At 46.1% G+C, this 15772-nt stretch carries 16 protein-coding genes; 1 reads left to right on the plus strand and 15 read right to left on the minus strand.

From position 1 onward, the window contains the following. Position 1 precedes the first annotated feature (1 nt). The 8 genes from rfbB to folC all read right to left on the minus strand — a co-directional run bounded on the left by rfbB (position 2) and on the right by folC (position 8091). Entirely contained in the window at positions 2-1075 is a 1074-nt protein-coding gene (gene rfbB, locus ACOJUO_RS22925; protein WP_422134204.1) for a dTDP-glucose 4,6-dehydratase, read from the minus strand. A gap of 25 nt (positions 1076-1100) precedes the next feature. Further along, positions 1101-2234 (minus strand): ISAs1 family transposase, encoded by a 1134-nt coding sequence (locus tag ACOJUO_RS22930; RefSeq protein ID WP_422138217.1) that lies wholly within the window; start codon positions 2232-2234, stop codon positions 1101-1103. A gap of 155 nt (positions 2235-2389) precedes the next feature. After that, positions 2390-3640, minus strand: coding sequence for a UDP-N-acetyl-D-mannosamine dehydrogenase (wecC, locus tag ACOJUO_RS22935; protein WP_422138288.1), 1251 nt, complete (start codon positions 3638-3640; stop codon positions 2390-2392). Positions 3641-3727: 87 nt separating this feature from the next. Then, on the minus strand, positions 3728-4846 hold the full coding sequence (wecB, locus tag ACOJUO_RS22940; protein WP_422140093.1) for a non-hydrolyzing UDP-N-acetylglucosamine 2-epimerase: 1119 nt from the start codon (positions 4844-4846) through the stop codon (positions 3728-3730). A 97-nt stretch (positions 4847-4943) separates the two neighbouring features. Beyond that, the gene (locus ACOJUO_RS22945) at positions 4944-5435 is read right to left on the minus strand and encodes a hypothetical protein (RefSeq protein WP_422138289.1); all 492 of its coding nucleotides are present in this window, start codon (positions 5433-5435) and stop codon (positions 4944-4946) included. Beyond that, a complete protein-coding gene (locus ACOJUO_RS22950) occupies positions 5432-5713 on the minus strand; it encodes a nucleotidyltransferase family protein (protein ID WP_422138290.1) in 282 nt (93 codons plus the stop codon). Before ACOJUO_RS22950 ends, ACOJUO_RS22945 begins: the two co-directional genes overlap by 4 nt. Positions 5714-5904: 191 nt before the next feature. After that, complete coding sequence (locus ACOJUO_RS22955; RefSeq protein WP_422138291.1) at positions 5905-6201, minus strand: nucleotidyltransferase domain-containing protein; 297 nt, start codon at positions 6199-6201, stop codon at positions 5905-5907. A gap of 591 nt (positions 6202-6792) precedes the next feature. Continuing rightward, positions 6793-8091 (minus strand): bifunctional tetrahydrofolate synthase/dihydrofolate synthase, encoded by a 1299-nt coding sequence (gene folC, locus ACOJUO_RS22960; protein WP_422138292.1) that lies wholly within the window; start codon positions 8089-8091, stop codon positions 6793-6795. A 101-nt stretch (positions 8092-8192) separates the two neighbouring features. Between folC and ACOJUO_RS22965 the strand changes: the two genes are divergently transcribed. Next, entirely contained in the window at positions 8193-8627 is a 435-nt protein-coding gene (locus ACOJUO_RS22965) for a DUF29 domain-containing protein (RefSeq protein ID WP_422138293.1), read from the plus strand. A gap of 75 nt (positions 8628-8702) precedes the next feature. Here the strand turns inward: ACOJUO_RS22965 and accD are convergent, their stop codons facing one another. From accD to truA, 7 genes are all read right to left on the minus strand, one after another. Further along, entirely contained in the window at positions 8703-9632 is a 930-nt protein-coding gene (accD, locus tag ACOJUO_RS22970; RefSeq protein ID WP_422138294.1) for an acetyl-CoA carboxylase, carboxyltransferase subunit beta, read from the minus strand. 88 nt (positions 9633-9720) lie between these two features. Beyond that, complete coding sequence (gene trpA / locus ACOJUO_RS22975) at positions 9721-10524, minus strand: tryptophan synthase subunit alpha (RefSeq protein ID WP_422137120.1); 804 nt, start codon at positions 10522-10524, stop codon at positions 9721-9723. A gap of 17 nt (positions 10525-10541) precedes the next feature. Continuing rightward, positions 10542-11756, minus strand: a complete 1215-nt coding sequence (gene trpB, locus ACOJUO_RS22980) for a tryptophan synthase subunit beta (protein WP_422134214.1) — start codon at positions 11754-11756, stop codon at positions 10542-10544. Next, positions 11753-12364 carry a phosphoribosylanthranilate isomerase gene (locus ACOJUO_RS22985; RefSeq protein WP_422138295.1) on the minus strand — a complete coding sequence of 204 codons (612 nt, stop codon included), beginning with the start codon at positions 12362-12364 and terminating at the stop codon, positions 11753-11755. The genes trpB and ACOJUO_RS22985 overlap by 4 nt, the downstream gene beginning before the upstream one ends. 268 nt (positions 12365-12632) lie before the next feature. After that, positions 12633-13592 carry a KTSC domain-containing protein gene (locus ACOJUO_RS22990; RefSeq protein WP_422138296.1) on the minus strand — a complete coding sequence of 320 codons (960 nt, stop codon included), beginning with the start codon at positions 13590-13592 and terminating at the stop codon, positions 12633-12635. Positions 13593-13720: 128 nt separating this feature from the next. After that, positions 13721-14644: a hypothetical protein gene (locus ACOJUO_RS22995; RefSeq protein ID WP_422138297.1), complete on the minus strand. Its 924-nt coding sequence runs from the start codon at positions 14642-14644 to the stop codon at positions 13721-13723. Positions 14645-14757: 113 nt separating this feature from the next. Further along, on the minus strand, positions 14758-15561 hold the full coding sequence (gene truA / locus ACOJUO_RS23000; protein WP_422134218.1) for a tRNA pseudouridine(38-40) synthase TruA: 804 nt from the start codon (positions 15559-15561) through the stop codon (positions 14758-14760). Positions 15562-15772: the final 211 nt, after the last annotated feature.

Consider the following 15772-nt stretch of genomic DNA (forward strand, 5'->3'; position numbering starts at 1 on the left):
TTTATACCTTATTGGAGCCAAGTCGTTCACGCTGATAACTACCATCTTGCACCCATTTACACCATTGCTGGTTAGTCAAATACCATTGGATTGTTTTACGTAACCCAGTTTCAAAGGTTTCTTCTGGCTTCCAATTTAACTCTTTAGCAACTTTGCTGGCATCGATAGCATAGCGGATATCATGGCCTGGCCGATCGGTAACAAAAGTGATGAGATCTTTATATCGGTCAATACCTTTGGGTTTAACAGGGGCAAGCTCTTCTAATAAGGTACAGATGGCTTGCACCACTTCAATATTTTTCTTTTCATTATGGCCGCCAATATTGTAAGTTTCACCTACTCTGCCTTCTGTGACTACTTTGTAAAGTGCCTTGGCGTGGTCTTCTACATAGAGCCAGTCTCGAAGCTGTTCACCCTTACCGTAGACCGGCAGCGGCTTTCCTTCCAAGGCGTTTAAAATCACCAGCGGTATCAGTTTTTCCGGAAAGTGATAAGGACCATAGTTATTAGAGCAGTTGGTGATGATTACCGGTAAACCGTAGGTACGATGCCACGCTCTTACCAAATGATCGGAGCCTGCTTTACTTGCCGAGTACGGTGAGCTGGGTGCATAAGGTGTAGTTTCAGTAAACAAGTCATCGGTCTCTTCCAGGTCCCCATATACTTCATCGGTTGAAATATGGTGAAAACGAAAAGAGGCTTGTTTCCTAGAACCTAGAGTATTCCAGTACTGCCTGGCTATCTCCAGTAGTGTGCAAGTTCCCACTATATTAGTTTGAATGAACTCTGCAGGTCCATCAATGGAACGATCTACATGGCTTTCTGCGGCCAGATGCATAACCACATCTGGCTGAAATTCTGCAAAAGTGTGTTCCATGATTTCTGGATTGCAAATATCAGCTTGTACAAAATGGTAGCGTTCACTGTGGTCGACCGTTTTCAGAGATTTAAGGTTACCAGCATAGGTAAGCTTGTCAACATTACAGACGAGATCTTTTGTATTGTAAATTATATGCCGAATAAGCGCTGAACCAATAAACCCAGCTCCACCCGTAATAAGAATCTTCTTAGCCATATCACCATACTCCTTTAGGGAAAAATCATGAAACCCCACACCCAGCAAGGACTTCAGACAGGTATTGTGTGTTCATGGCTGCCTTTTTCTGTTTACGCTTTAAGCCTGCTTTAAAGGTTTTGGTATTGTTCAACATATTCACTGCCATATGTCGAAAACCTGTGAGCATTTCAGCGGCATTGCCCCTTCTGATTCGACAATCATCTTCTCGCATTGCAACATCCATTTTCCAATGGAGTTTATTTTCGATCGCCCAATGCTCTCTTGCAGCATGTGAAAATTCTTCTGCTGTTAACTTCGCAGAGGAGATATAATAACGGACACTGATATCATCAGCATTGAACACTTTATCTTCCATTCTTGCAGAGAAAATAATCCCGAGTGTTTTCATTCCTTTCCAATCAAAAGAAAAATTAACGAACTCATCAAAGGTATCACTTACAATGTGAAGGCGTGTTTCCATTCTACCATGGCTTTTCTCTTCGATTCTGAAAGTATCACCATTCCATTGATTCACTTTTTCAACAGAGAAATGTTTCTCAAATGCTTCATAAAGCTTACCCTGGTTGCCTTTTACCGCTAACAAATAATCAGCGCCTTTATCAACGATTTTCTTGGCAATATCCCTCTGACACCCCATGGCGTCTATAGTGATGAGGCAGCCACGGATTTCCAGGAGATCGAGCAATTCAGGTATGGCGGTAATCTCGTTACTTTTATCATTAATTTTAATTTGACCAAGAACCAATTCGTTTGCAGTCGCAAATGCACTCACCATGTGAATTGCACCTTTGTCCTTGCCTTTATCGTAAGAGCCTCTTGCTGTTTTTCCATCAATTGCAATGATCTCACCATTGGTTGTCTGGTGACAGGCTTGCATCCACTCAATAAAGCATTTCTGGAATTGCTTTGGGTTAATAGCAGCAACTACTCTGGAAATTGTATGATGTGAAGGAATACCGTATCCAAATTCACCATACTTTTTTAACCATTGCAGTCTTTCATTGCCGAAGTCTTCAATTTCTTCCCAACCTTCACAACCTGCAATGACAGCACAGATGGTTAAGAGCAGAATATCAGCAAGTTTATGATCTACTTTCCATTGCTGACGTGCGTCATAAATGACAGATAGCCTATTCATTAAATCAAATGCATTCATTTCCAGAACATCCAAATCTTTTTTGTATAAGACAATGGATGTGTATTTTACTCTATAGGTAGAAATCCTTATAGCCATTGAGCCCAGTGGCTTCGGGGGCTTTCATGATTTTTCCCTACCCAGCTCCACCCGTAATAAGAATCTTCTTAGCCATATCACCATACTCCTTTTGTATCTACGATATAGCTGATCGACGGTTTGAACTTCTTAAATTGACAGTGATCAACCAACAACACATAAACATCAGCTTTAACAAAGGCATTATCCAGATTCACCAGTTCAAAGTCTTCGTTCAAACTATCGACATTTGGCTCCACAGCAACAATCTTACAACTCAGGCTGTTAACTAACTCTCTAGTAATTTGCAGCGCCGGGCTTTCTCGCAAATCATCAATATCAGGCTTAAAGGCCAAACCAAAACAGGCAATGGTGACCTCAACCATTTTTTTTCCGGGATGGTCTGCCAGAAACTGATCCACCTTCTCTTTTACTTTTTCAATGACCCAAGCCGGTTTATTTTCGTTTACTACTCTTGCCTGTCGGATCAATTTAGCTGTTTCCGGCGTTTTACTAACAATAAACCATGGATCAACAGCAATACAGTGCCCCCCCACCCCCGGACCGGGCTGAAGTATATTCACCCTTGGGTGTCGGTTAGCCAAAGCGATCAATTCCCAGACGTTGATATCCAGCTCATCGCAGATTATTGAAAGTTCGTTGGCAAAAGCTATGCCTACATCTCTACTGGCATTCTCTGTGAGTTTGGCCATTTCAGCAGTTCGGGCTGTGGTAGTAATACATTCACCCATTACAAACGCACGGTAGAGTTCTATAGCTTTTTCCGAACTCGCTCTATTTATGCCACCAATAACTCTGTCGTTTTCTACCAGTTCTTTTACCACATAACCCGGCAAAACCCGTTCAGGGCAATGGGCGATAAACAAGTCACCACTCTGCTTTTCATTGAGTGGTACCAGTAGATCTGGTCTGGCTTCTGCTATCCAATTCGCCATTTGTTCTGTGGCACCCACCGGTGAAGTGGATTCCAGCACAACCAAGTCGCCTTTTTTAAGTACCGGAGCAATGGCTTTAGTTGCCGATTCAATATAAGAAAGGTCTGGCTCATACCCCTCTTTGAAAGGAGTCGGTACTGCCACCAGAAAAGCATCAGCAGGTTCCGGTGTTATTGTTGCCCGCAGATAACCAGCAGTAACAGCTGCACTCACCAGCATGTCCAGGTCGGGCTCAACAATATGGATTTTACCGTCGTTGATGGTGTCAACGGCCAGCTGGTTCACGTCTACCCCGATAACGTTCATCTTGCGGGAAGCAAACATGGCCGCTGTAGGTAGGCCTATATAACCGAGACCTAATACTGAAACAGTTTTAAATGTTGAGTCATGCATTGTTTTTATATCCAGGAATGGGTAACTTTTGTCCTAAACCAGCCCACACGAAATGCCGCAATATGGCAGCAAAAAAGAAGATGTGAATTATGAATTGATCAGATGACCGATAATTCTGTCGCTGGCTTTACCATCCCCGAAAGGGTTCTGGGCTTTGCTCATTTTTTCGTAGATTTTGCTGTCATTCAGCAAAGTAGTGATGGTTTCAATAATTTTTGAGGAATCCGTTCCGACTAATTTAACGGTACCTGCCGTTACTGCCTCTGGACGCTCTGTTGTGTCACGCATTACCAATACTGGCTTACCAAGGGACGGAGACTCTTCCTGAATTCCACCAGAATCGGTCAGGATAATATCCGAACGGTTCATTAACCAAACAAAAGGCAAATAGTCCAATGGTTCAATCAAATAGATATTATCAATATCACTCAACAACCGATTAACGGGTTCCCTGACATTTGGATTCAAATGTACCGGGTAAATGATCTGTACGTCGGGTTCCTGCTTGGCTATTACTGCCAGTGCTTCACAAATGCGCTCGAAGCCATCACCAAAACTTTCCCTGCGATGTCCAGTAACCAGAATAAGCCTGGAATTGTCGGCAATAAAAGCAAACTGATCAGAGAAACGTGATTTAAGCCCATGATCATTTTCCAGTTTATTTTTTACCTCCAACAGCGCATCAATGACTGTATTACCGGTAATCAGAATATTCTCTTCCGTAATGTTTTCGGCCAGCAAATTGGCTTTTCCACTTTCAGTGGGCGCAAAGTGCCATTTAGCAAGAGCTGTGGTAATTTTTCGGTTCGCCTCTTCTGGCCACGGTGAATACAAATTCCCAGTTCTGAGGCCTGCTTCAACATGCCCCACGGGTATTTGCTGATAAAATGCAGCCAGTGAAGTAGCCAAAGTTGTTGTAGTATCACCGTGTACCAAGACTGCATCTGGCTTACACTCGTGGAGAACGGATTCCATACCTTTTAGAATATTGCTGGTTATATCCGTCAATGATTGGCCCGGCAGCATGACATTTAGATCATAATCTGGCTCTATTTCAAATAGCTTCAATACTTGGTCAAGCATTTCCCGATGTTGTGCTGTCACACAAACTCGGGCTTCAATTTTGGGATGTGAATATGATGCTTTGACGACAGGCGCCATTTTAATGGCTTCAGGACGTGTACCAAAAACGATTAGAACTTTCATGATTTTCCTTAATCCGGAAAATGGCACCGTATCCAAACGGTGACTTTCAGGGGAGATATCGCCTATTTATGCAGTTGAATCAGAATATTGCATAGCACTAACCACCATCATACTGCCGACAATACCCCCTAACCCTGTCAGCAACATCAAGCAACACTGGCGCAAATGCAAGAACCCTGGGAAAAATCCGGCTCAAAGCCTCCGGCTGGTATTCGTGGGCAATGCTGTTTCTAAGCTCACGAATTTCTATAAATCCAATGGCGTTATCAATCAGACCTTTTTTCTCGGCGCGGTTGATTCTGTCGCGAACGGTACCCCCATGCTCCACGTCTATGACGTCGATCAAACGGAATATTTTTTGTAGTAAGATGTCGTTAAAACGAGCAAAGCGAGCGGTGAGGGATTCAAATTTTTCCAGACCTTCAAGGTCTGGCATACTTCCCTTTTCAAGATTTACAGTCTTACAGCGAGCCAAAGACCATTTGAGCAACTCCTCCATCTGCCTCATGCTTTCCAGCTGCTGCTGCAATAACAAGAACTGGTCTTCTTTTATTGCTACTTGTTGCTTGCCGACTTTACCTTCACTCACAGAGAAACACCTTCTGCCAATGCTATTCGAGTAAACGGATCGGAATCATCAGCGGCAATGACCAAGTCTATTTTCTGCTCACCCAGCTTTTCGTAGAGTGCCAACCTGATCCTCATTTTATCGTCAGGATTCAACTTATCTGAAAGAATCAGTAAGTCTATATCCCCACCTCTGGCCTGATCATCAACCCTTGAACCAAAAAGCCAAATTTCGGCATCTGGGTCAAACTGCTGAATAGCTGACACAATAGCTTTACGCTCAGATTCACTCAGCCGCACTAGGCACTCCCTCAACCATCGCTTTTATATCAGACACCGGCTCTTTATCACCTTTGTTACAATCTTTTCACTTCGCCCATCACCCACTCAAGGCGCAAAGCATGACGGTCACAAATCCAAAGAGTGCGCCCAATGACGTCTACAAATTGTCTACCGCTACTCATCCCTTACCCTGCTCTGCTGCCACTCAGTTAAATCCCGGTATTTCTGGCTTCATGATGAATCGCTTCTCGGTGTTTTCCTCGTCGATAAATAACCAGGTCAATTTTCTGGTCACCGATGTGCTGTTTGATGTCCACCAGGCTATGGAGTTTAGCATCAAAAACTGCTTCCGAGCTTTGCAGGTCGGTTTCTATATAGAGGTCAATATCACCGCCACGCTGATTATCATCAACTCTGGAGCCAAAAAGCCAGATATCAGTTTTTGCACCAAAGTAATGCTGAAGCACGTTGCAAATATGGTCTGCATGTTCGCTTGTGATTCTCAATGGTATTGACCTCTCGCTATTATCTATTAAGCAAGCATTCCGGAATTTTCAGGGCTCATACCACAGGCAGTCTTTTCATACCCGTTCAAGCAATATCCAGCAGGGTGAGTGTAGCTGCAACAGTTGATTCTGTCTCTGATGGTGCCGACATCATCAAGGTCAATAGTATCAATCAGGCGGAATATTTTTTGTAACGAATGTCACTAATACAGGCAAACGATCAGTATCAATCTGTCGAATAAAAGTCACAATGGCTTGCTGCTACGATTCAGTCAATCGCACCGTGCTTTCTCTCAATCATTGTTTTTAGAAACGCTACCGCCCTCCAGATAACACCTCCCTCTGAAAAGCAGCTTAAAAACCGTCTAATTTTTATTCACTACACAACCACTGACGGGCACGCAAAAACCAGGCAACCGTTAGCCAAGAGCCTTCTCTAGATGTCATGAAGTAGCACAACAAGAGTACCAGTTATACATACACTGACAAGTACCTGTCACCCAAAACACACGTCTAAATACAAATATTTTTTATAAAAATACCCATGAGCACGTAACACTCATGCCAGAATTCTTATTTAAAAAGGAACACCTAACTGTCAATGCTCAAAATTGCACCAACCGTCAAAAACGAACCAACAACAAGCACTCTGTCACTGGTTCTTGACTCTTCTTTAAGTTGCTGGAAACCTTGTTCTGCATTTTCAGCGATGACAGGCAGACCAGAATATCTGGCCACTGCTTCACTGAGATCGACTTTATTAAGTGCTCTGGGTGAGTCGAAATCAGCAACAACCCACTCATCTACCACTTCAGACAGTGACTCAATCACTCCGTGATAATCCTTGTCTTTATAGATAGCTATCAGTGCACGAGTCTTCCCTGATACCGGGTCTGACTTCAGGCACTCCGCCAGCTTTGCTGCTGCCTGGGGGTTATGAGCAACATCGAAAACAATCTGAACTTCCTCCCCGCTTTTATTAGTCTCAAGGACTTTTTCATAGCGACCAGGGAGGTGCGATGCTTTTAAACCTTCTACGATGGCATCACGGTTTACAACTTGAGGTAAAAACTGAATCGCTTGCAGAGCAGTAGCAGCGTTATCAATGACTAACGCAGGCACAGGGAGGCCAACATAATCAATACAATCACCCGTTTTGTTCAAACCTTTCCAACTCCATGTTCTGTCTTCTTCTGTTAACTCGAACTCTTTATCTCTTCTGTAAAGAGCTGACTCCAGTCTGACAGCTTGATCGACGATACTGTTTGGCGTCTCCACACCACCAAATATTGCTGGTTTTTCAGAGCGAAAAATTCCTGCTTTTTCTTTTGCTATCGCTTCAATACTGTAACCCAGCCAGTCCTGATGATCCAACCCTACTGTTGTAATAATTGAAATATCGGGCTCAATCATGTTGGTGGCATCGAGACGACCGCCAAGTCCAACTTCCATGAGAGCGATATCTACTTTTTCTTTCCTGAACACATCGACGGCCAACAGGACTGCGAACTCGAAATAGGATAGCCAGTCACCACCCAGCCCGTCATTTACTTTTTGAAAAGAGTCACAGAGGCTTTCATCGCTCGCTTCAACACGATTAACTTTAATTCGCTCATTGAATCTGCGTAGATGCGGAGAGGTGTAAACGCCGACCTTATAACCAGCCGCCAGGAGAATGGACTCTAGAATAGCGACCGTTGATCCCTTGCCATTGGTACCACCTACCGTGATTACGAGCGGAGCGGGTTTGATAAGATCCAGTCTTTCGGCCACCTTTCTGATTCTGTCCAATCCAAGTTCCATTTCGTGTTCAGGCCGGGTGTTTTCCAACCAGTCAAGCCAATCAGACAGCTGCTCGAAGGGAGGCTGACTGTTTTGCTGGTATGTCATGCAGGGATTCCTTGGTAGTACATCGTGAAGGACGAATGGTTGCATATTTGCCCAAATCATTCTATATCTTGCTCTGGATGAATCCTTTATGAGGCAATTCGATGACTCAGCAGCTTTACGAAACTGATTTTTATAGCTGGACGCAGCAACAAGCCAACTTAATCCGTCAGGGTCGACTGGGAGAACTGGATTTGGATAACATTCTCGAGGAAATCGAAAGCATGGGCAGAAGTGAATATCGCCAGCTTAGTCATCGACTGGACGTTTTGCTCATGCATCTTTTGAAGTGGAAATTTCAACCCGAAAACAGGAGCGCAAGCTGGCAAGGCTCAGTCAAAGAACAACGATTCCGTCTGAAAAAACTCATCAAGGAAAACCCCGGACTCAAACCCAAATTCCCTGAGATCTTTGCTGAAGCTTATAACGCTGCGAAGATCACAGCATTCAAGGAAACGGGCCTGCAAGAAGCCACATTCCCAACACAATGCGAGTGGCGCTTTGAACAGGTGATCAATGATGAATTTTGGCCAGACTAGCTTATCGATTCATTACTAGAGACTTTCAACTCCCTCCCTCAAGGAAGGCATGATTTTCTTTATTCTAATCACACCTCACCCAGCCGCTGAAATCACCTCTTCCTCAACTGCACTAAAATCTGAATCCGGCTCAGCAGGCGCAGGGCCCATCCCCTGCATTTTTCTACAAAGTCGAGCAATCGTCGAACGCATATCGCCTCGATCAACAATCATATCGATGGCACCATGCTCTAGCAGAAACTCGCTGCGCTGGAAGCCTTCCGGCAACTTTTCACGAACGGTCTGTTCGATTACCCGTGGACCGGCAAAACCGATCAAGGCGCCAGGCTCGGCAATATTCACATCACCCAACATTGCCAGAGAGGCAGACACACCGCCATAAACTGGATCTGTCAACACTGAGAAATAAGGTACCGCGCGTTGTTTCATACGCTCCAGTGCCGCACTGGTTTTAGCCATCTGCATCAGGGAGAACAAGGCTTCCTGCATACGAGCGCCGCCACTGGCAGAAAAACACACAAAAGGAATCTTGAGTTCCAGGCTCAGCTCTGCCGCACGGGCAAACTTCTCGCCAACAACAGAACCCATTGACCCACCCATAAAGCTGAATTCAAATGCCACAGCGACCACAGGCAAGCCATCAAGCTGGCCCTTCATGGCCACCAGAGCATCTTTTTCCCCCGTCTGCTTTTGGGCCGATGACAGGCGATCCTTGTATTTCTTTGAATCCCGGAACTTGAGCTTATCGACAGGCTCTATCTCAGAGAACAGCTCTTCTGTGCTGTTTTTATCCAGAAAATACTGCAGACGCTTTCGGGCACCGATGCGCATGTGATGATTACATTTTGGACAAACGTATAAATTTCTCTCAAGCTCTGGACGATACAATACCGACTCACACTTAACACACTTGCGCCACAATCCTTCTGGCACATTGCTGCTCTTCTGCTGACTCGCAGAGCGTGACAGCGAAGGTATCAGTTTGTCGACTAGCCAGTTACTCATTCACGCTTCCTGTCTGTTAGCAAGACTGAAAGGGGGCACCTGAATATTCAGGGCAATCCCCCATTTTCTATCGCCTTAATTCATTGGGTTAACCTTTATCCATTGCCTGACGCATGGCTTCCAGATGGTCAGAAACCCGGTCGATAGCACCATCCCCCTGGCTTTCATAATTAGCCAGCTCAGAGACCAGCAGGGACCCTACTACCACACCATCCGCAACCGAAGAAATGGCGGCGGCAGACTCACCATCACGAATACCAAATCCTACCCCTACAGGCAGATCGGTAAACCCTTTGATGTGAGCCACTCTGGACTGAACGCTGTCCAGATCCAGCTTGTTCGAGCCTGTGACTCCCTTTACAGAAACGTAATATACGAACCCTGAAGCAACAGAACAGATCTTTTGAATACGCTCATCGGTGGTAGTCGGCGTAATCAGGTTGATCATATCAATCTGTCTGGGCTTTAAATGCTCAACCAGATCACCGGCAAACTCCGCAGGCAGATCAACAATCAGTACACCGTCTACACCGGCTTCAGCTGCCCGGGTAGCAAACGCCTCATAACCCATGATTTCAACCGGGTTCAGGTAGCCCATCAGGACAATCGGTGTATTATTATCGTTTTCCCTGAAGCGAGTTACCATTGAAAAAACGTCATTCAATGTAACACCTTGTGATAATGCCCGCTCGTGAGCCTCTGCAATCACCGGCCCGTCCGCCATGGGGTCAGAGAACGGAAACCCAAGCTCAATCAGGTTAGCACCACTGGCTACCATCTTGTGCATAACGTCTACGGTCTTACTGGCCGGATCACCCGCTGTTATGTAAGGCATCAGAGCCTTGTGACCTTCTGAAGACAATCGCTCAAAGCATGTTTTAATTCTCATAATGATTTCTCCTTGAATGCTTAGAACGTAAGTCCATCAATCTCGGCCACGGTGTGAATATCCTTGTCACCCCGACCAGACAGATTGACAAGAATAATCTGATCCTTTGCCATGGTGGGAGCCAGCTGCTCAACAAAAGCCAGGGCATGAGAACTCTCAAGCGCCGGCATAATACCTTCCATACGTGTCAGGCTTCTGAATGCCGCCAGGGCCTCATCATCTGTCACGCAAGGATACTCTGCACGACCCACAGTTCTGAGATGACTGTGCTCTGGCCCTACTCCCGGATAATCCAGTCCAGCCGATACAGAATAGCTCTCAGTTATCTGACCATCGTCGTCACACATCAGGAAACTGCGCTGCCCCTGGAAAACGCCCTGTCTTTCACCAGACATTCTTGCGGCATGCTCTCCAGACTCAACACCGTGACCACCGGCCTCAACACCGTAGATTTTGACGTCTTCATCCGGCAGGAATTCATAGAACAATCCCATAGCATTAGAGCCACCCCCCACACAGGCCACCAGCGCATCAGGCAGACGCTGAGTCATTTCCAGACATTGCCTGCGAGCCTCACGACCAATAACACTCTGAAAATTACGCACCATTTCCGGATACGGATGTGGACCACAAACCGTTCCCAGAATATAGAAGGTTTCTTCAGGACGGGTTACCCAGTCACGCAGTGCTTCGTTGATGGCATCTTTCAGTGTTTGAGAGCCGCTCTCGACCGGTACCACAGTGGCCCCAAGCAGCTTCATTCGGTAGACATTCAGCGCCTGTCGTTTTACGTCTTTAGCGCCCATGTAAACGATGCACTCCAGACCCAGTCTGGCAGCAACAGTAGCGGTGGCCACACCGTGCTGGCCGGCACCGGTTTCAGCAATAATCCGCTTTTTCCCCATGTGTTTGGCCAGCAGAGCCTGACCAATGGCATGATTGATCTTGTGGGCACCGGTATGATTCAGATCTTCACGCTTCAGGTAGATTTGAGCACCACCCAGACTTTCAGACCACCGCTCGGCATGATAGAGCGGTGAAGGCCTGCCTACGTAATGAGCCAGATCACGGTCAAAATCAGCCTGAAAATCCGGATCATTCCAAAGCTTCTTGTAGGTCGATTCCAGCTCTTCAAGGACACACATGAGCGTTTCAGCCACATAACGTCCACCAAAACGACCAAAATGGCCGGATTCATCCGGCAGTTCGTGCAACTTTTTATAATCTACAGTCATTGTTTTACCGCCTCGACAAAGGCTTTCATCTTTTCGGGGTCTTTACCCCTGTCATTCTCTACACCACTGCTGACATCGACAGCAAAGGGCGCAACCTGTTCTATGGCTTGCGAAACGTTCTCAGGATTCAGGCCACCCGCCAGAATAACAGGCTTATCCAGACTGTCGGGTATCAGCTGCCAGTCGAAGGCCTCACCGGTTCCACCGGGTATACCTTTACGATAAGAATCCAAAAGCAGACCACTGGCACCGGGATAAGCGGCAGCACTTTCCTCAACAGACGTCCCGGGACGTACTCTGAGTGCCTTGATATATCTTCTTCGCCATCGCTCACACTCCTGATCGGTCTCATTGCCATGAAACTGCAACAGATCCAGGGGGACCTGATCCAGAACGTTCCGGATAACCGCTTCTTCAGCGTCAACAAACAAACCCACCAGAGTGATGAAGGGTGGGACCGCACTGGCAATTTCTCGAGCCTTACCAACGGACACAAACCGCTTGCTGGGTGCATAAAACACCAAACCCAGTGCATCGGCACCCGCATTAACCGCTTCAAGTGCTTCTTTTACAGAGGTGACTCCACAGACCTTGATCCGAGTCTTCAACGATACCTCTCCCGTATGTGCCTATTTCCAGTAAAGAACGCCTAAAGCATTCGATAACAGTGAACTCTCCCGGTCATCAGACAAACCGGTTAAATACGGCTTCTTTGATGAGTGAGCGATGGGAGTCATTGAACAGGATGCTTCCATACCCCTCCTCAAGGAGAAGGAAAAAAACAGGATCAGAAAGCAGAACGTGGATGTTAGCAGAAACAGCCGACCCTTGTCTCATAGTGAAGAGACAAGAGCCAAATCAAGAGTAAAGCTTATTTCAATTCAAACGCCTGGAAGGGTACTGTCCTCTGATGGCCAGATTGTAATAGCGACCGACAGATTCGGCAGACAGCAAATCCTGGTAAACGCTCTCAGGTACATCATAATATCGATAGAGACTGTCACTACCCACAAACTGGATCTCCAGTATCCGGGCTGTTGGATCATAGCCCGCAGATGCCAGCGCAGTTGAGTCTACTGGCTGCCGATCAAAGGGTAAGGTTTCAAGACTATAAGCAACACTTCTGATCTGCTCCCTCAACATCTGGCCGCTGGGATCGCCTAAAACATAACTCATTCCAAAACTATGATTTTTCCAGTCGTCGCTCACAGTACTGTTTGTTACATTGGCGGGCAGAGGTCCGAAGGCAACACTTCTCAATAAATTAATCACCAGATCATCAGAAAGCGTCAGGTATCGGGTCACACTCTGTTGATCAACGGGGTAACTCAAGGGGTAGCCTACCTGACTGGCCGGAGTAGCCACTGACACCATCCCCATTAACTTCAATTGATCCCAGGCGATGCCAGCAGTGAAAGTCTGATAAACCGAACGCCAGGACTCATTACCATAAAAGTTCCCCTGAGAATGAGCCACCAGCAAAACCTTTCGGCATTGGCTGATGTCTTGCGTGTATTGACTAATATGCTTGCGAAGGTCACTATCGAACACATAACTGAATGCATCATAGCTGATCACTATCAGCTCCAATCCTTCCCGGAACCAATTAGGTGCCAACTCTATTCCTGCAAGCCACAGAAAAAAATTACTGTAATCCTGCAGCAGTCTTTGTCGCGCCACTTCGAGCAATTGATCAAGAAGACTTTCATTGTGGTTATAAGAGAGCCTATAGCTGACCCGGTAGCCGGGAAGCTGACTTGCCATCATCTCCTTCAGCATAATCTGGGACTCAACGGCATCCTCCCGATCGTTAAACATCCCATTACCATAAGCCATTGTTAAATCAGGTCTTGAAACAGGACACTCTGCAGCCCATAAATTCAAGCTAAAGCACACAAGAAACAAGAGTATTACTTTCTTCATAATCATCCCTGAAAGAAGTTGAGACAGTGACTCATCCAGAACTATTCGGTTGAACCATTCACTGCAAAATTACATTGACTCGCAAAATCTTCCGGTAACGTATAAGGCACCCCACTTAGATGGCCATTCATTTTATTCCATGCTTCTATACGCTCTGACGTGTTATACATTTTCGCTTTCATTTTATGGCGAAACGCCGTTGCATCCCTGCCCATCACATGCCATAGACAAATAACTGCCGCACCCGACTCATCGTCCAACTCAATAATTCTTTCTCTGTCATAGGCATTCTCTAGTTTCTTCTGACTTACTTTCGCCAGCTGCCTGGCTGCTTTCTTTTCTTGTTCAGAATCAGTCAGAGTTTTCTCAATAAACCGCTCAATATCATCACGAACACCATCTTGATTACTGTCAATTCCAGCTAAACCTATCAAGCCATCCTCACCAGGATCGGGTGGCAGATCAAATAACCAGCGGGTTTCGGCAGATTGCAGACACTGCTCCCAGGAAAGACTTTCAAAGCGCTTGTTTTTGTTCAATATCAGACAGTAGCGACTGTTTCTGAACTCAAAACTCAAACGTTGTTGCAGGTACTGAACCGGATAAAGGACACCGAATTTGCGCTCAGACGCTACCGGATAGAACTGCTTGCGCCATCGGAAAACATTCAGCGTCCTGCCTTCAAGAGAAACCACCTCATCTTCATCCACCTCCCAGTCCTGCAGTCTGCTCTGATCACAAGAACGGGAATAGACCATCCTTCCACTGCTAAAGTGAGGTAGCCAGTTAAACTTCTTTCTAATATTTTGACTCCATTGGTCTCGATCCTTGGACCCCTCCTGAAGACAGACTCCCTCCTCCTGACCACCCGATTCCAGTGATCCGGCCCGAGCTATCCCACTCAAGACCAATGAAACTAAAACGTAGACGATAAAGCCTGCTGTAGACCGATGTCGTTTTCTCATAATCCATCCCTGGTTGCCTATTTCCTTGGCTATAAAAATATCAATCGATAAAGACAAATGCTTTATATAATAAAAAGACCTCTTGCCAGCCCGATTGTCAAGTGACTTTCAGGTCACCAGGGCAGCGTCGAGGCTACGAAGAAAGGATTCGGTTCACTTTTTGGCAGTTCGAAATCTGCCGGATAACCCACATCAACAAAATAAAGACCATGGGGCTTGGCTGTAGTACCTCCTTCAGAACGTTTTCGGGCCTCCAGCACTTCTTTTGCCCAGACCGGTGGTTTTCTGCCCGCACCAATTTCCAGAAGAACACCCGTGATGTTTCTTACCATATGATGAAGAAAAGCATTCGCCCTGACATCAATCACCACCATATCGCCATGTCTGTAGACATTCAGATGCTGAATTTCACGAACCGCATGTTTCGCCTGACACTGTACCGCCCGATAAGCATCAAAATCATGCTCACCAATAAGCTGCTGCCCGGCAATATTCATCAACTCTACATCCAGTGGCCGGTAGTAAAAGGTGACACCTTTAGGCAGGTGAGCGGGTCTCACCGGTCGATTAAGAATCACATAGCGATATCTGCGCCACAGTGCAGAATAGCGGGCATGAAAGTCTTCACTGACAGGCTGAACCCAGTTGAAGGAGATGTCATCCGGCAGGTTGGTATTCCCTCCAAATGTCCAACCATAACCACTACGAACGGACTCAGTATCAAAATGAATAATCTGGTTGCAACCATGCACCCCGGCATCCGTCCTTCCTGCACAAACGACAGAGACAGGATGATTGGCTACGTTCGACAACGCCTTTTCTACAGCAGCCTGAACCGAGGGAAGCCCTGACTTCAGACTCTGCCAACCATGGTAACGGGAACCATCGTATTGAACACTGGCAGCTAATCGCGGCATGAAAAATACTCACTCCATCCATTAAAGAGGCTGCTGCAAAACTCCAATAACTCATTTCCACGCTGGGACCAGGAGAGCCTTTGAGCATAGGTGCCAGAGTTTTACAACAGCCACTAAAAGGAGGGAAATTTATCAGGAGGCAGAAACAATTGGTAGGGCAGCAAGCCGAATAAACATAGGGTCCGCCTGGTTTTTAGACACTGAGACGCAA

Origin of the sequence: Endozoicomonas sp. ALC020 (genome assembly GCF_049275935.1) — a bacterium.
GTDB lineage: Bacteria > Pseudomonadota > Gammaproteobacteria > Pseudomonadales > Endozoicomonadaceae > Endozoicomonas_A.

Bases quoted from the DNA above. Each gene is read 5' to 3' on its own strand.
- rfbB (WP_422134204.1), bottom strand. From the start codon at position 1,075: ATGGCTAAGAAGATTCTTATTACGGGTGGAGCTGGGTTTATTGGTTCA.
- ACOJUO_RS22930 (WP_422138217.1), bottom strand. From the start codon at position 2,234: ATGAATGCATTTGATTTAATGAATAGGCTATCTGTCATTTATGACGCA.
- wecC (WP_422138288.1), bottom strand. From the start codon at position 3,640: ATGCATGACTCAACATTTAAAACTGTTTCAGTATTAGGTCTCGGTTAT.
- wecB (WP_422140093.1), bottom strand. From the start codon at position 4,846: ATGAAAGTTCTAATCGTTTTTGGTACACGTCCTGAAGCCATTAAAATG.
- folC (WP_422138292.1), bottom strand. From the start codon at position 8,091: ATGACATACCAGCAAAACAGTCAGCCTCCCTTCGAGCAGCTGTCTGAT.
- ACOJUO_RS22965 (WP_422138293.1), top strand. From the start codon at position 8,193: ATGACTCAGCAGCTTTACGAAACTGATTTTTATAGCTGGACGCAGCAA.
- accD (WP_422138294.1), bottom strand. From the start codon at position 9,632: ATGAGTAACTGGCTAGTCGACAAACTGATACCTTCGCTGTCACGCTCT.
- trpB (WP_422134214.1), bottom strand. From the start codon at position 11,756: ATGACTGTAGATTATAAAAAGTTGCACGAACTGCCGGATGAATCCGGC.
- ACOJUO_RS22990 (WP_422138296.1), bottom strand. From the start codon at position 13,592: ATGGCTTATGGTAATGGGATGTTTAACGATCGGGAGGATGCCGTTGAG.
- ACOJUO_RS22995 (WP_422138297.1), bottom strand. From the start codon at position 14,644: ATGAGAAAACGACATCGGTCTACAGCAGGCTTTATCGTCTACGTTTTA.
- truA (WP_422134218.1), bottom strand. From the start codon at position 15,561: ATGCCGCGATTAGCTGCCAGTGTTCAATACGATGGTTCCCGTTACCAT.